This window comes from Capnocytophaga sp. oral taxon 326 str. F0382, from assembly GCF_000318295.1.
GTDB lineage: Bacteria > Bacteroidota > Bacteroidia > Flavobacteriales > Flavobacteriaceae > Capnocytophaga > Capnocytophaga periodontitidis.
In genome coordinates this window covers 9628-24170 of the sequence record NZ_KB291397.1, presented here as the reverse complement: position 1 = coordinate 24170, position 14543 = coordinate 9628, and the positions used below count along the sequence as shown (strand labels likewise).

The following is a 14543-nucleotide window of genomic DNA, read 5'->3' as shown; positions in this document are numbered from 1 at the left end:
TAGAGCTTGTAGCTCACACCAAATTTGCTCATTTGCTAATTACTTCATACCTTTGCCCCATAATTGGCAAATTTGCTAATTGGCAAATCGATAAATTAACGACAAATGGTATATAATCACAAAGAAATAGAAGCCTTTTGGCAAGAATATTGGGCTAAACACCAAACTTTCAAAGCCCAAAACGACAGTACTAAACCTAAGTACTACGTGCTTGATATGTTCCCTTACCCCTCAGGAGCAGGCTTACACGTAGGGCATCCGCTGGGCTATATCGCTAGCGACATCGTGGCACGCTACAAGCGTCACAAAGGGTTCAATGTGTTGCACCCTCAGGGTTATGATAGCTTTGGTCTGCCAGCCGAGCAATACGCTATCCAAACAGGGCAACACCCTGCGGTTACTACCGCGCAGAACATCGCTCGTTACCGTGAGCAGTTGGATAAAATAGGCTTTTCATTCGATTGGAGTCGCGAGGTAAAAACTTCCGACCCCGATTACTATCGTCATACCCAGTGGATATTCATACAGTTGTTCAACTCGTGGTATAACAACGCAACCGACAAGGCAGAGCCTATCGAAACGCTTATTGCGCTCTTTGAAACAGAAGGCAATAGCAAGGTCAATGCTGCTTGCGACGACGATACCCCAACCTTCACTGCTGCCCAATGGCACGCAATGACAGCTGAAAGCAAACAACGCCATTTACTAAAATACCGACTTACCTACTTGGCAGAAACCGAAGTAAACTGGTGTCCTGCCTTAGGAACTGTTTTGGCTAATGACGAGATAGTCAATGGCGTATCTGAGCGTGGGGGTCACCCAGTGATTCGCAAGAAGATGACCCAATGGAGTATGCGTATCACCGCTTATGCCGAACGCCTCTTGCAAGGATTAGACACCATCGATTGGAGTGAGAGCATCAAAGAAAGCCAACGCAACTGGATAGGAAAATCAGTAGGAGCCGAGATAATCCTCCCCCTAGCCCCCTCCCAAGGAGGGGGAACTGTAGCGACTAAAAGCAACAGTATTAATGTCAATCAAAAAGAAACAAATAATCATAAGGAAGATAACACAGAAGTCTCTTTTACGGCTTCTCCCCTCTCCCGAGGAGAGGGGCAGGGGGTGAGGATACCCTTTTTTATGACAGGAGGAAATAATGCGTTTAGACTTATAGAAGAAGCCAAACGTATGAGAAAAGAACCTACTGATGCAGAAGCAGCATTGTGGGAACTTTTGCGTGATAAAAAATTAGGAGATAAGTTTAGAAGACAACATTTAATTGATGATTTTATTGTTGATTTTGTTTGCCTTTCTAAGAATTTAGTGATTGAAGTAGATGGAGGTTATCATAATGACCCTACTCAAAAAGAATATGATGAACAGCGTACATTGTATCTCAATGAAAAAGGATTTAAAGTAATCCGCTTTACTAATGAAGAAGTTCTTGGTAATACAGAAGCTGTTTTAACAAAAATAAAACAAGAGTTAGTCCTCCCCCTAACCCCCTCCCAAGGAGGGGGAATTGTGGCGCGTAATAGCCGCGGTTTTATAGAAGAATCCGAAGGAGAGGAAACTGCAGCGTGTAAGAACGATAATATTAATACAACTTCCCCCCTCTCCTTTGAGAACAATGAAGTCGCTTTTGCGGATTCCCCCCTCTCCTTGGGAGAGGGGCAGGGGGTGAGGATATTTACTACTCGCCCCGATACCCTCTTCGGTGTTACTTACCTTACCCTTGCCCCCGAGCACCCCTTAGTATTGCAAATCACTACTGAGGAACAACGTGCTGAGGTAGAGGCTTATATAGCAGCTACTGCCAAACGTTCAGAGCGCGATCGTATGGCGGATACCAAAACCGTATCAGGAGCTTTCACAGGGGCGTATGCGGTACACCCACTTACCGGCAAGCAAATCCCTATTTGGATAGGCGATTATGTATTGGCTAGCTATGGTACGGGCGCTGTAATGGCAGTGCCTGCTGGTGACGACCGCGATTATGCCTTTGCTAAACACTTCAAGGGAGCCAAAGGAATGCCAGAAGTGATTAACATTTTCGATAAAGATATTTCAGAAAACGCCTTTACCGACAAAGAGGGAATGACTTACCAAAACTCTGACATTCTCAATGGTTGCACTAACTTTAGCGAGGCAGTAGCCAAAGTGCTAGCAGCCTTAGAAGCCAAAGGAGCCGGCAAAGCCAAAGTAAATTACCGTCTCCGCGATGCTGTCTTCTCACGTCAGCGTTATTGGGGCGAACCTTTCCCAGTATATTATAAAAACGGCTTGCCACAGATGATAGGCGAGGAGCACCTCCCTATTCTCCTACCCGAAGTAGAGAAATACCTCCCTACCGAAGAGGGTAATCCGCCGTTGGGCAATGCAACCACTTGGGCATGGGATACCGCAAACCACAAAGTAGTGAGCAATGAGTTGATTGATAACCAAACCGTATTCCCGTTAGAATTGAATACGATGCCAGGTTGGGCGGGCTCTTCTTGGTATTGGTTAGAGTATATGATGGAAAAAGAGGCACGTGGAACCTTCCCTACCAAATCCGTAGTAGACTACTGGCAAAACGTAGACCTCTACGTAGGGGGTAGCGAACACGCCACAGGACACTTGTTATACTCTCGTTTCTGGAACAAATTCCTCAAAGATCGCGGTTTTGCCCCCACTGAAGAACCCTTTAAAAAACTGATAAATCAAGGGATGATATTGGGTATGAGTGCCTTTCCAATATGGGCAAAACCTATTATTCCAAATGTTAAAGAAGAGAATTTAGAAAAACTTAAAGAATTTGCTTCTAAGTCAAAAAATATTTTTGTATCAAATGATATAATACCTAAGAAAAACACAACAATACCTCTTGTTGGATTGTCTCCATATTTGAGAGATAATCTAATACAGAAGTATGAACTAGAGTTTTTAGATGAAACAGAATTAGAAGGCTTTTCTTTTGAACCCCTAACTCTACACATTCCTATTGATTATGTTTCAATAGATAATGAAGTTGATTTTGAAAAGACAAACCAAGATTTTCGTCTTATTAATTTAGAGAAGAATTCTATTAAGAATGAAAAGGGTAAATTCTTTTTAGAAAGAGAAGTAGAAAAGATGTCAAAATCCAAATACAATGTGGTAAATCCCGATGATATTTGCGAGCAATATGGTGCGGATACTTTGCGCCTCTACGAAATGTTCTTAGGACCTTTGGAACAAGCTAAACCTTGGAACACAGCAGGTATTTCGGGGGTGTATAATTTCTTGCGCAAGTTATGGCGTTTGTATTTCAATGACAACGGTTGGCAAGTAACCGATGAAGCCCCTACACCCGAGATGCTCAAAGCACTGCATAAAACCATCAAAAAGGTAAATGAAGATATCGAGAATTTCTCTTTCAATACCTCGGTGAGTCAGTTTATGATATGCGTGAATGAGTTATCATCGCTAAAATGCCACCATAGAGACGTTTTAGCGCCTCTTGCGGTATTGGTAGCACCTTTCGCTCCACATATCGCCGAAGAGCTCTGGAAAAGGCTTGGAAATACCGAAAGTATAACTTATGCACCTTATCCCGTACACGAGGATAAGTATTTGCAAGAGGACAGTAAGGAATATCCCGTATCGTTCAACGGCAAAGTACGCTTCAAACGCGCTTATGCTACTAGTATGAGTGTGGCAGAGATAGAGCAAGCCATTCTCGCCGATCCTCAAACCGCAGAACAGCTACAAGGCAACACCCCTAAAAAGGTAATTGTAGTGCCTAATAGGATTATCAATATCGTAATGTAAATATAAAAAGTCGTTAGTCATTAGTGATTAACGACTTTTTCTTTTTTTACATCAAAATTATGGATACACTTTTTCTCTTTCCGTTTTATATTTTTCTCTTGATGCTCCCCATTCTCGGGGTTATTATGTACTTTGTGATGGTACGCAAAAACGCCTTTGAAGAGCGCTTGGTGCTTTATCGCCCTCAGCACCAGCTGTCACAAAAGCGGGAGGCTTATTTGAAAGGGGCACGAAAGTTCCGACTTTGGATTATCGGTATTGCTATTGTGATGTTCACCGCGCCTTTGCTTATCTTTTTTATAGTGATGTTACAAGAGGCAGGGATAAGAGCTGCCTTGTATTCGTTCTTTCCTAATGAAATGATAACCCTAGTTATTTATCTTATTGTTTTTTTGGTGTATTGGCTTCTTTCTTACGTGTTCAAACGCAACGAAAAAGCCCTGCGTATGCTAGTAGAACAAATGAGTGATAGTGATTTCGACCTATTGCTAAAAGTAAAAGACTGTCTGTCATTGGACAATAGGTATAGTCCGCCGTTTGTGTTGTGCAATCATCAATTATATATCTTTCTCTTCTATACAATTCGTGAGATTGACCCTACCAAAATTACTGATATGAAATGCAATTGGGGTTGGGGGCGTAGTAGGAATAGTGTGTTTGTACGAGTCAAATTATCGAAGAAAACTATCGGAATTGTAATGCCGGAGAAGGCATTTCCCTATTTTCAAAAGGTTGTTGAACAATATACGAATCAAAAATTTTATTATTAACTAAATACAAAAAAAATGAATCACACTATCATCCCGTTTAGCAAAAAGAAAATGCTCAAACTAATAGGCTTATATATCCTTGTAATGCTTGGTATTGCTGCCATTATTGTCTTTATTCTGTCAGCTGATAGGATAAAAATATTCTATCTAGCACTATTTGTAGTTCTTTTTATAGCAGGAGCTTATCTTTTTTATAAACACATACAAGAATTATGGCGCTCGAACAAGAACGAAGCTCTTATCCTCACCCCCGAATACCTCAAAAGCAATGTGACTCCTCTGGGTAAAAGAGTAGGAGAAATCGCTTGGAGTGAAATCGCTTCTATAGAGAAAGCAAATTATTATGGACAACATATCTATATTAAACTCAAACACCCTGAAAAATATGTAAATCGGCTCAAGGGTATGAGCAAAGACTTCACAGGTATTTATCTAAACGATAGCGAACTGGAAATCAGTTTTGAAGAATTAGAAAAACTAATTATTGATTATTTTCTGAAATATGGCGAGAAATCTTAACTAAAAATGAGCATATTCTATATTTTCTATTTTATACTTCTTATAGGCATTTCAATTCTTTTTATTTATATTGGCATACTGCGCAAAAATGATTTTGAAAAACGCGTCGATATTTTTTACCCTTACCGCCAGCTATCAGAAAAGCGTGAAGCCTATATGCGGAAGGTTAGTAAACATAATCGTATAATGTTTGCTTTGCTTTTACTGCCTTTTTTTGTTTTAATCTATGCGCTGTTAAGAGATGATTATCAAGAAATAAAGGAAGCAGATGCCTCAATTATCAATCATCATTTTCTGCTACTATTAGCCGCTTTGCTTCCTGTTTTGATGGTGTACTATATAATTTACTATGTGCAGCAGCGCAGTAAAAAAGCCAAACGTATGCTTTTAGAACAAATGAGTGATACCGATTTTGAACTGCTGCTCAAAATAAGAGACAATTTCTCTTTTCCCTACAAATATGACCCGCCATTTGTGTTGTGTAACAATCACTTATATATTTTTCTTTTTCATACGATTAAAGAAATTGACCCTACCCAAATCATCTCAGTAAAATGGTATAGTACTAAATATGGGTTTTTAGTACGCATTAAAGACCCTAAAGCTAAAGTTACCGTTTTTAATATATCTAAAAGTGCATTACCTCTCTTTTTACAAATTGTAGGACAGTATACAGAACTTAAATTCAATTATTAACTAACAAGGAATTCTCCTATTAAATAACGTGAGTTCGATATAAAAGAACATTGGTATACCGACGATATAACAGAACATTGATTTACAGTTTTGTCACAGATATACTCACAAAATAATTCAGTCAGGTGAAAATTCGTGAGATAATATATTCACCGTCAGGTGAAAATTCGTGGATAAAAAAAAATAAAAACTTTTATGCACTCCCAAATTCGTGAAAATTCGTGTAATTCGTGGGAGCCTATAATTTATAGAAATCAATACACCAATAGTATAATCCAAAACTAAAATGAACAACACCCTCCTCTCTTCCGAAAGACAGCAATATATCAAAAACCAAAACAAATATATCAAACAAGCAGCTGTATTCTTTGTCTGCACTCTCATTGCTACAATAGCATTTTTTGTAGGGTTATTCTTCTATTTCATTCCAGATAAATCTCACATCTACAACCTTTTGTTGGCAATCTCAGTCGCCGAAATTTTAGCGTTCTACTTTAACTATCGCGTATTAAAAAAGAAAATGCAAAACCAACAAGAACTCATTACACAAATGTCGGATACTGATTTTCAGCAGTTGCTCAACACCCAAAAATATTTGTTCCCTTTGATGAAATACAACCCTCCATTTGTGTTTTGTAGAGATAAACTCTACTTGTTTCCCCTTTTTAATATCAAAGAAATCAACCCTACAACTATCAAAATACTGAGTTGGAGGTATTATAACAGACAAAAACGAGGAATGACTTTTATCAAAACTCCTAATACTACCGATGTTGCCAAAATGACAAAAGAGCTATTCCAGCATTTCGCATCGATTATCAAGCACTACAACCCCAGTATACAAATCGAAATGCTTTAAAACGCCACTGCTAATTGTTAAAAATGTTAATTGTTAATTGCTAATTGTCAATTGTTTTTTATCTTTGCCCTCAAAATAACGCTAAACAATAAAAAAATGAACAGAATTATTACCACTATTGCGGTAGCGTTTGCTACTATTACGGCGGTTAACGCCCAAGAGTTTAAAGTAGGTGCTAAAGCAGGATTGCTTCTTTCTGACCTTTCTATTGCTACTACTTCTTCTCAATGGAGTGACAGAGGTACCTTATACTTAGAAACAGTAGATATAAACACCACTCTCAAGGCGGGCTTTCACTTCGGAGGTTTTATAGAATATGGTTTTAACGACCGCTTATTTGTAGAGGGAGGAATAGATTACGCTTTTCAAGGAGCTAAAGTAAAATCGGCAGAAATTACGACAGTTAATCTTTCTACCCATGCTTCTACCCACAAAAAAGAAACTCTAAACAAGGCTTCTGTCAAAACCCAACAACTAAACATTCCACTTTGGGTGAAGTATGATATTGCTGGTTTCCGCCCTAAAGTAGGGGTAAATTTAGGTTTCTTGACAAAGGCAGAATATAAAGTTAAAAACGAAAATGGCAATTTAGATACTATTTCGTTAGATCCTGATAAAACATTCGACTTTGGACTCGGTGTCGGTGCTGAATACAATTTGCCTTTTGGTTTGTTCTTTGACGCTACCTTCAACTTAGGACTTACTGATGTTTCTACTAAAGAAAAAACAGCCGAAGAGTTTTCTGCATTCAAATTTAAAAACCGCGTAATCCAAATAGGCGTAGGTTATAAATTCTAAAAAAAACTATACATCATAACAAAAGAGACTGCTATTAAAGGCAGTCTTTTTTGTTAAAAATGTTAATTGTTAATTGTCAATTGTTAATTGTTTTTTATCTTTGCCCCCTAATTTATTGCAAATGACTATCGAACATATTCAAAATGAGCTCATTGAAGAGTTTTCATTCTTTGAAGATTGGACACAACGTTACGAATATCTCATAGAACTCGGCAAGTCGTTGCCTCTAATAGATGAACAATATAAAACTGAAAATTGCCTTATCAAAGGATGCCAAAGTCAGGTGTGGTTACACGCCGAAAAGCAAGGTAACGAACTCGTATTCACTGCCGATAGCGATGCGATTATCACCAAAGGTATTGTCGCTCTCTTAATAAGAGTATTCTCTCATCAAACCCCCGAGAATATCCTCAATGCCGATGTAAGTTTTATTGATAAAATCGGTCTTAAAGACCACCTTTCACCTACCCGCGCCAACGGCTTAGTGAGTATGATTCAGCAAATGAAACAGTATGCTCGGCAGGAATTAGAGAATAGAAATTAGAAATTAGAAAATAGGAATTAGAGGTCTTACCTCTTACCTCTTATCTCTTAACTAAAAAAAGATGGACGAAATCATAAACACCGAAGTCCTCGGCGAAAAAATCGTTGAGGTACTCAAAACCATATACGACCCCGAAATTCCTGTAGATATCTACGAACTCGGACTTATCTACGACGTTTTCGTGAACGAAGACCGCGATGTGAAAATCCTAATGACCCTCACATCACCCAATTGTCCCGTCGCCGAATCTCTCCCTATGGAAGTGAAAGAAAAGGTGCAAAGCATTGACGAAGTACACGAAACACTTGTAGAAATTACCTTCGACCCCCCTTGGAATCAAGATATGATGAGCGAGGTCGCAAAACTCGAATTAGGACTTTTGTAAACTAAATTTAATAAATCACTTATGAAAAAACTTTTATTTTCAGCTCTATTACTGTCTTCAGTAGCTACTTTCGCTCAGGAAGACGAAACTAATGGCGGTGTAGCTCAAGATCCTACAGCTGCCCCTACCGAAGAAGCTCCTGCTCCTCGTTGGACAAAAGGTGGTAGCGCTTCATTGTTGTTCTCACAAGCTGCTTTCAACCACGATTGGACTGGTGGTGGTTCTAACAACGTTGCTGCTAACCTCGCTGTGAGCTATGCTTTCAACTACAAAAAAGACAAATGGGCTTGGGATAACAATATCTTCATCGACTATGGTCTCACCAAAGTAGATGGCGATGAATATACTAAAAAAACCACCGACCGTTTTGAAGTAAACTCTGTACTTGGTTACCAATTGAACAACCCTCAATGGTACTACTCATTCTTCTTGAACTTCAAAACTCAAATGACCGATGGTTACAAGTATGTAGATAGCCAAAACCGCACGCTTATCAACAAATTGCTCTCCCCAGGTTACTTGCAATTTGGTCCTGGTATGTTGTGGAAAAAGAGTGACAACCTAAAAGTGAACATCGCGCCTGCAACTTCTAAAATTACTACGGCTCGCAAGGAATTTACTTCACCTACAGGAGCTCACTACACTCATAACTTCTACGGTGTGGAAGACGATAAAAACATCCGTTACGAACTCGGTTTCTACTTGAACGGCTATGCTAAAGTTAATGTATGGGAAAACGTATCTATTGAGAACATCCTCAGCTTGTACAGCAACTATTTAGATAAACCACAAAACATAGATTTGGATTACACTGCTAACGTAGTGATGAAAGTAAATAAATACTTATCAGCTAACTTTACTTTCCAAGCCATCTACGACGACGATGCTGCACGAGCTTTCCAAATCCGTGAATTGTTAGGATTAGGATTAAGCTACAAATTCTAATGACGAATTACGAATTACAAATTACAAAAGGACTGTCTTATTAGGGCAGTCCTTTTTTCATTATGTTTATTGGTATTTAGAAAAATAGTAGTACATTTGTAGTCATATTTTAAATATATGTTGCCAGAATTAGAGAAAATAAAAGGAGTACCCCCCAGTGCTATTATCCTGAGAGAGCTTAAGAAATCAGCTATTGAACTTGAGCAATTTCTAAAGGATACAGCACTTTCTTTGCCGTCATTAGATCAAATCACTCCTAAAATTTCTAATCTTTTAGCACAAAAGTTTGGTACAACCCCTGATTATTTTTTGAAGCTACAAGAGTATTACAACAAAAAATCAGCCTTAGACAAACTTCCCAAACCCAAACCTGATGTATCTAAAATTAGTAGGATACTATTTTGGGATACCAATTTCGATCAAATAGACTGGATAAAGAGTAAAAAGGCTGTAGTAAGACGTGTATTTGAAAGAGGAAGTCCTCAAGAAAAAGAAGTAATACTAACTTTTTATGGCAAAGAAGAAGTAATAAAACTTCTAAATGAATTACATCAAAAATTAACTAATGAAAACCTCAAAAATCTACCTGAATACAGTATCCCCATTACTTTTAGAAGTATTCAATCAGTTAAGTGAAATTTCATTACTACAACATTGTCGTTTAGTAGGGGGAACTGCCCTTAGTTTGCTTTTAGGGCACCGCATCTCTGTAGATATTGATTTGTTTACCGATCAAGAATATGGAACTCTTGATTTTGATGCTTTAGAAAAAGCTCTTAGTGATAAATTTACTTTCTTTCAAAATTCACTGGTAAAAATAGCTGCTTTTGGGAAGAGTTATTGCGTAGGTAATTCATCTAACGAAAGCATAAAAATAGATATATATTACACCGACCCCTTTGTAAGTGAAGGTATTTATATCGGAAAAGGACTTCCTATTGCCTCTTTAGAGGATATTATTCCTTTAAAAGTAGAAGCTGTTATGAATAGAGGAAGTAAAAAAGATTTTTGGGATCTACACGAAATATTAGAACATTACTCTCTTTCAACCATTATTAGTTTATACGAAAAGAAATATCCTTATATCAGTTTTAATAGCGAAATGTTAGCACAATTTATTCACTTTGAAGAAGCTGATAATGATAACGATCCCATTTGTTTAAAAGGGAAGCATTGGGAGCTAATTAAATTAGATATTGAAGAAGCTGTGATAAAAGAGAACTAAATGAAAGGTGTTCATACCTGTGGAGATAAAAAAGCACAAATGAAAATAATACTACTTTTGCCTCACACACTATTGCTGAATTAGAGAAGATTTGGAAAAACTAATTGCATACATACAAAAAACGATTCCTAAACTAAAAATAGAGGAAAAACTCCTTGGCGAGGCTTTTCAAAAAGAAGTTCTTACTAAAGATACCTTGTTGTTGGACTTCGGACAAGTGTGTGAGCATTATTACTTTGTAAACAAAGGGGCTCTTAGGATATTCTTCTACGATGATAATGGCGAGGAATACACCAGTTGGATAGCTTTTGAAGATTACTTCTTTACAGAGCAATTTAGTTATACAAATTCTTTGCCTTCTCGTTATGCTATTACAGCTATTGAAGATACTGAAGTGCTGAAAATACATAAGCAACAAATGGACAAACTACTCCAAAACAATTATCAGTGGCAACAGTTCTTCATACAAAATGAGCAACAAACAATATTACGGCTGATGGAAACTATTGAACTCTTCCAAAGGCAATCGGCTAAAGAGCGATATGAAGCCTTATTCAGCTTTCCTGCCTTTATACAAAAAGTGAAACAAAAAGACCTTGCCACAATGCTCGGGATGACTAAATATTCTATCAGCAGACTAAAATCTTATAAGTAAAGAGAGGAAGTTGCCAAATAGCAACTTTTTAGTGTATTGCAGTGCGTAATTTTGCATTTATAAAACAAATGTAAAATGAACCAAGAAGAACAATACAGTTTCAGTCCGCTGGACAGCTATCAGTGGATGAAGAAAGAGGCTTTTGCTTATATAAAAGCCCAACAATGGATAGATGAAGCGTTGTTTGAAGAGTTTTCAAACGCTTTTGAAGATTATTTTAAGCACTCATTACAAAAAGTATCTCATCTTATCGAGAATGAGTTGGACGAAGGGAATGTGCAATTTGCGGTTTTGGTAGTAGCTTTGTATGAAGCTTTTGTGAAGATAGGCAAGGAAGAGAAAGAGGCTTTCAAATATGTGTGCCTTGCTATCAATGAGCCCATAGCCCCTTTTATGGAGCAGAACACTGAGGCTTTCTTAACAGCTTCGGAGCGCCCTTTTAAGGCGATCGTGGAGATATCAAAAGCACGAGAAGCGTATTATTTTGGCAAGAGTTTTGGCTTTGAACGCCTTATAGACAATAATTACGGTTATGTTTTGCAAATTAAAAAGTGCTTGTTTCACGAAGTACTAAAAGCCCTTGAACATACTTTTTTGCAAAGAATTATATGCCAAGTAGACTGCGGTTGGATAAAAGGCATTAAAACAGATCTACACAACTTACATTTTGCACGACCCACTACTTTTGCTACAGGCAATACCTGCCAAATGTGGTTTATAAAAGAAGAAAAAACAGAAGATATACAATGACCCTAAACCTCGATTTCCTCAGTCAGTATTTTACTGAAGTACATTTCGATAAAGATGCCCTCATCACCCGTGCAGGTGAGGTGGAGCACTCGCTCTATTACCTTAGCGAGGGCATCGTGCGCTTCTTTTATTACAACCCCACAACCGACAAGGAAACTACTGTAGATATCCTCTTTGCCGAGCAGTTTTTTATGTCGTATGCCTCGTTTGTAAAGCGTGAATCTTCGCTCTTCTCTATTCAAGCACTCAAAGAGGTTACCGCCTATAAAATAGGGCGTGAACACTTGGAACACCTCATAGAACAGCAAGAGTACCTACAAATAAAAGCTGATATTTTGGAGCATCTGCTCATTGAAAAGATGCAACGCGAGGCGCAATTCTTATTGCAATCACCGGAGGAGATTTACCGTAATCTATTAGAAAAAGACCCCAAACTCATCCAGAATATCCCCCTAAAATATATCGCTTCTTATATTGGTATCACTCCCCAAGCCCTGAGCAGGATTAGAAAAAGAATATTCTAAAAGGTTACTTTTTCATTGAGTTCTTTTAATAATTCTTCCACAAGAGAGAAATAAACTCTTGGATATATTTCTCTTTCCTGTAGGATTGTAGTCAAGCGAAACCTTAATTTCATACAAAGTTCTGTTCCTAAGGTAGTGTACTTTAAATCCTCTTTCAGCAAATGAGCCAAATTATTATAGTTTTCATCTTCTAATGTGATGATAAGCCATTCCACTTTGCCAAAAAAGTCTCTGGAGATATGTTCTTGGTAGAAGGTGTCAAATAGTTCAAAGAAAGCATCTAAAGCCTTTTCTTTAGTCTTGAATTTGTAGAAGAGTATATCCGCCCATCCTCTACTATCCCTAAGATGATATTTCTTGCGTAACCAATAGTAAAAATCATTATAGAGTATATTGGCTTTTACCTCTTCTTCTTGATTGCGATAATACCAACCATTTAGGAAAGCCTCTAAGCAGAATATATCGTGTTCGTGAATAAATAATTCAGGAAGAGGCTTGATAAGGTTTATAAGTTCTATGATGTTCATTACTTATTTCTTTAGCGTGTTAAAAGGAGGTCATCTATCTGTTTTTCAGCACCTGAGCCTATAGAGACCATTTTGCTGACGTCAGCAAAATGGTAGGCTATATTTTCACCTACACTACTGCAGGAAACCTTTGCTTTTTGAATAATAAGTTCAAAATTGCGCCACTGAGAGTACCCCAATAAGGTTTGTAACTCTCTGGCACTCCAGCATTCTATGCCTTCTACTTCTTGGGCGGCTTTCTCAAATTTCTTAAAAAGAGCTTTTATTTCTTCTGCTTTCATTTTGGTATGATGAATTATTTTTCCGCAAAGTTATGGTTTTATTCTTATACTGCCAAAAGCATTTCTTAACCCAAGTTCATTTTTTTGGCGTTTTTTCGGCGTTACTTTGCAGCGTAAAACAAATACAAACTAAAATGAACTTAAAAATGTTACCTATCACGTTTATGATGGCGCTTGCTACCCTTAAAGCTTCCCCCCAAAATCCCGATTTTTTGACCCTTATCAAGGCTGCTACACAAGCACCTTCAGGTCATAACTCTCAGCCTTGGTGGTTTGAAACCTCCGATCATAGTATCGTTATCAAACCCAACTTCGAGAAAGCCCTCCCTGCCGTCGATGGTCAGCATCGCGAACTCTTCATCAGCTTGGGTTGTGCGCTCGAAAACCTCTGTATCAAAGCCTCTGAGCTACAGTACCAAACTAATGTAACCCTCACTCCCGAGGGGGTCATCACCATTGACTTACGAAAATCAGAAGCTGTTGCCCCTAACCCTTTGGCGAGTGTGATTGAAAAACGACAAACCAACCGCTCGACGTACGACGGCAAACGCATCGACCCTGCGCTATTGCAAAACCTTGTAGCGCAAACAGGAGCAACGGGTATCTTTACTTTTGCCAATGGCACTCCGCTCTTCGAGAAACTCACCGATGCCGTCTTGCAAGGCAATACTGCTCAGATGTCCGATCCTGCTTTTAAAAATGAACTGCTTTCGTGGATTCGCTTCAACAAAAAACACTCTGAAAGCACTCACGACGGACTCAGTTATGCAGTACTCGGAGCGCCTAATTTACCCCGTTGGGTTACAGAGCCTATCGTAAAAGGAAGCCTCAAAGCAAAAACCCAAAACAAAACCGACCTGAAAAAGATTCAATCCTCTTCGGATATGGTGCTCATCACTACCACTACAAACGATATCCCCACGTGGATAGCCACCGGTCGCACCCTCGAACGCTTTTTGCTCTTGCTCACCCAAGCAAGCATCGCTCACGCCTACCTCAATCAGCCGTGTGAAGTACCCGAAGTAAATGCTGCTCTACGCGAAAAACTCACTGAAAACAACGTCTATCCTCAAATTCTTTTGCGTATCGGCTATGCCAAACCTGTCGCATACTCCAAAAGAAAAGACGTTAAGGAAGTGATGAGATAATTTGCCAATTTGTTGATTCGCTAATTTGTCGATTTGCGTCGCTACACTTTGCCAAAGGTGCGAGCCGCACGGGCGATTAAAGAATTGCTACAGAGGCTGTCCGAAAAGTCTAAAAATCGCTTTTG

At 38.6% G+C, this 14543-nt stretch carries 17 protein-coding genes; 15 read left to right on the top strand and 2 right to left on the bottom strand.

Annotation, left to right across the window (positions count from 1 at the left end; genetic code table 11):
• Positions 1–105: 105 nt before the first annotated feature.
• The 14 genes from HMPREF9073_RS05685 (at position 106) to HMPREF9073_RS05620 (ending at position 12462) form a co-directional block, all read left to right on the top strand.
• Positions 106–3792 (top strand): DUF559 domain-containing protein, encoded by a 3687-nt coding sequence (locus HMPREF9073_RS05685; protein WP_009413051.1) that lies wholly within the window; start codon positions 106–108, stop codon positions 3790–3792.
• 59 nt (positions 3793–3851) lie between these two features.
• Positions 3852–4562: a hypothetical protein gene (locus HMPREF9073_RS05680; RefSeq protein ID WP_009413050.1), complete on the top strand. Its 711-nt coding sequence runs from the start codon at positions 3852–3854 to the stop codon at positions 4560–4562.
• A 15-nt stretch (positions 4563–4577) separates the two neighbouring features.
• On the top strand, positions 4578–5081 hold the full coding sequence (locus HMPREF9073_RS05675) for an STM3941 family protein (protein WP_009413049.1): 504 nt from the start codon (positions 4578–4580) through the stop codon (positions 5079–5081).
• Positions 5082–5087: 6 nt separating this feature from the next.
• On the top strand, positions 5088–5777 hold the full coding sequence (locus HMPREF9073_RS05670; RefSeq protein ID WP_009413048.1) for a hypothetical protein: 690 nt from the start codon (positions 5088–5090) through the stop codon (positions 5775–5777).
• A gap of 286 nt (positions 5778–6063) precedes the next feature.
• On the top strand, positions 6064–6636 hold the full coding sequence (locus HMPREF9073_RS05665; protein WP_009413047.1) for a hypothetical protein: 573 nt from the start codon (positions 6064–6066) through the stop codon (positions 6634–6636).
• A 96-nt stretch (positions 6637–6732) separates the two neighbouring features.
• Positions 6733–7434: a porin family protein gene (locus tag HMPREF9073_RS05660; RefSeq protein WP_009413046.1), complete on the top strand. Its 702-nt coding sequence runs from the start codon at positions 6733–6735 to the stop codon at positions 7432–7434.
• Between the two features lie 121 nt (positions 7435–7555).
• Entirely contained in the window at positions 7556–7978 is a 423-nt protein-coding gene (locus HMPREF9073_RS05655) for a SufE family protein (RefSeq protein WP_009413045.1), read from the top strand.
• A gap of 61 nt (positions 7979–8039) precedes the next feature.
• On the top strand, positions 8040–8363 hold the full coding sequence (locus HMPREF9073_RS05650; RefSeq protein ID WP_009413044.1) for an iron-sulfur cluster assembly protein: 324 nt from the start codon (positions 8040–8042) through the stop codon (positions 8361–8363).
• A gap of 21 nt (positions 8364–8384) precedes the next feature.
• The gene (locus HMPREF9073_RS05645) at positions 8385–9308 is read left to right on the top strand and encodes a DUF3078 domain-containing protein (protein WP_009413043.1); all 924 of its coding nucleotides are present in this window, start codon (positions 8385–8387) and stop codon (positions 9306–9308) included.
• 117 nt (positions 9309–9425) lie between these two features.
• Positions 9426–9944 carry a hypothetical protein gene (locus HMPREF9073_RS05640; protein WP_009413042.1) on the top strand — a complete coding sequence of 173 codons (519 nt, stop codon included), beginning with the start codon at positions 9426–9428 and terminating at the stop codon, positions 9942–9944.
• Entirely contained in the window at positions 9874–10533 is a 660-nt protein-coding gene (locus tag HMPREF9073_RS05635; RefSeq protein ID WP_034555486.1) for a nucleotidyl transferase AbiEii/AbiGii toxin family protein, read from the top strand. The genes HMPREF9073_RS05640 and HMPREF9073_RS05635 overlap by 71 nt, the downstream gene beginning before the upstream one ends.
• 91 nt (positions 10534–10624) lie before the next feature.
• The gene (locus HMPREF9073_RS05630) at positions 10625–11188 is read left to right on the top strand and encodes a Crp/Fnr family transcriptional regulator (RefSeq protein WP_009413040.1); all 564 of its coding nucleotides are present in this window, start codon (positions 10625–10627) and stop codon (positions 11186–11188) included.
• 75 nt (positions 11189–11263) lie between these two features.
• A complete protein-coding gene (locus tag HMPREF9073_RS05625; RefSeq protein WP_009413039.1) occupies positions 11264–11938 on the top strand; it encodes an L-2-amino-thiazoline-4-carboxylic acid hydrolase in 675 nt (224 codons plus the stop codon).
• Positions 11935–12462 carry a Crp/Fnr family transcriptional regulator gene (locus HMPREF9073_RS05620; RefSeq protein WP_009413038.1) on the top strand — a complete coding sequence of 176 codons (528 nt, stop codon included), beginning with the start codon at positions 11935–11937 and terminating at the stop codon, positions 12460–12462. The genes HMPREF9073_RS05625 and HMPREF9073_RS05620 overlap by 4 nt, the downstream gene beginning before the upstream one ends.
• Here HMPREF9073_RS05620 and HMPREF9073_RS05615 read toward each other — a convergent pair.
• Together HMPREF9073_RS05615 and HMPREF9073_RS05610 are read right to left on the bottom strand one after the other, a co-directional pair.
• Positions 12459–12989, bottom strand: coding sequence for a hypothetical protein (locus tag HMPREF9073_RS05615; RefSeq protein ID WP_009413037.1), 531 nt, complete (start codon positions 12987–12989; stop codon positions 12459–12461). The two genes, HMPREF9073_RS05620 and HMPREF9073_RS05615, sit on opposite strands and share 4 nt — an antisense overlap.
• Positions 12990–13000: 11 nt before the next feature.
• Positions 13001–13270, bottom strand: a complete 270-nt coding sequence (locus HMPREF9073_RS05610) for a hypothetical protein (protein ID WP_009413036.1) — start codon at positions 13268–13270, stop codon at positions 13001–13003.
• A 134-nt stretch (positions 13271–13404) separates the two neighbouring features.
• Here HMPREF9073_RS05610 and HMPREF9073_RS05605 point away from each other — a divergent pair, with 134 nt between their 5' ends.
• Complete coding sequence (locus tag HMPREF9073_RS05605) at positions 13405–14418, top strand: nitroreductase (RefSeq protein ID WP_034555484.1); 1014 nt, start codon at positions 13405–13407, stop codon at positions 14416–14418.
• The last annotated feature ends 125 nt before the right edge of the window (positions 14419–14543 follow it).

Excerpts from the sequence above, each read along its gene's own strand:
- HMPREF9073_RS05685 (WP_009413051.1), top strand. The coding sequence starts at position 106 with ATGGTATATAATCACAAAGAAATAGAAGCCTTTTGGCAAGAATATTGG.
- HMPREF9073_RS05680 (WP_009413050.1), top strand. The coding sequence starts at position 3,852 with ATGGATACACTTTTTCTCTTTCCGTTTTATATTTTTCTCTTGATGCTC.
- HMPREF9073_RS05675 (WP_009413049.1), top strand. The coding sequence starts at position 4,578 with ATGAATCACACTATCATCCCGTTTAGCAAAAAGAAAATGCTCAAACTA.
- HMPREF9073_RS05670 (WP_009413048.1), top strand. The coding sequence starts at position 5,088 with ATGAGCATATTCTATATTTTCTATTTTATACTTCTTATAGGCATTTCA.
- HMPREF9073_RS05665 (WP_009413047.1), top strand. The coding sequence starts at position 6,064 with ATGAACAACACCCTCCTCTCTTCCGAAAGACAGCAATATATCAAAAAC.
- HMPREF9073_RS05660 (WP_009413046.1), top strand. The coding sequence starts at position 6,733 with ATGAACAGAATTATTACCACTATTGCGGTAGCGTTTGCTACTATTACG.
- HMPREF9073_RS05655 (WP_009413045.1), top strand. The coding sequence starts at position 7,556 with ATGACTATCGAACATATTCAAAATGAGCTCATTGAAGAGTTTTCATTC.
- HMPREF9073_RS05650 (WP_009413044.1), top strand. The coding sequence starts at position 8,040 with ATGGACGAAATCATAAACACCGAAGTCCTCGGCGAAAAAATCGTTGAG.
- HMPREF9073_RS05645 (WP_009413043.1), top strand. The coding sequence starts at position 8,385 with ATGAAAAAACTTTTATTTTCAGCTCTATTACTGTCTTCAGTAGCTACT.
- HMPREF9073_RS05640 (WP_009413042.1), top strand. The coding sequence starts at position 9,426 with ATGTTGCCAGAATTAGAGAAAATAAAAGGAGTACCCCCCAGTGCTATT.
- HMPREF9073_RS05635 (WP_034555486.1), top strand. The coding sequence starts at position 9,874 with ATGAAAACCTCAAAAATCTACCTGAATACAGTATCCCCATTACTTTTA.
- HMPREF9073_RS05625 (WP_009413039.1), top strand. The coding sequence starts at position 11,264 with ATGAACCAAGAAGAACAATACAGTTTCAGTCCGCTGGACAGCTATCAG.
- HMPREF9073_RS05620 (WP_009413038.1), top strand. The coding sequence starts at position 11,935 with ATGACCCTAAACCTCGATTTCCTCAGTCAGTATTTTACTGAAGTACAT.
- HMPREF9073_RS05615 (WP_009413037.1), bottom strand. The coding sequence starts at position 12,989 with ATGAACATCATAGAACTTATAAACCTTATCAAGCCTCTTCCTGAATTA.
- HMPREF9073_RS05610 (WP_009413036.1), bottom strand. The coding sequence starts at position 13,270 with ATGAAAGCAGAAGAAATAAAAGCTCTTTTTAAGAAATTTGAGAAAGCC.
- HMPREF9073_RS05605 (WP_034555484.1), top strand. The coding sequence starts at position 13,405 with ATGAACTTAAAAATGTTACCTATCACGTTTATGATGGCGCTTGCTACC.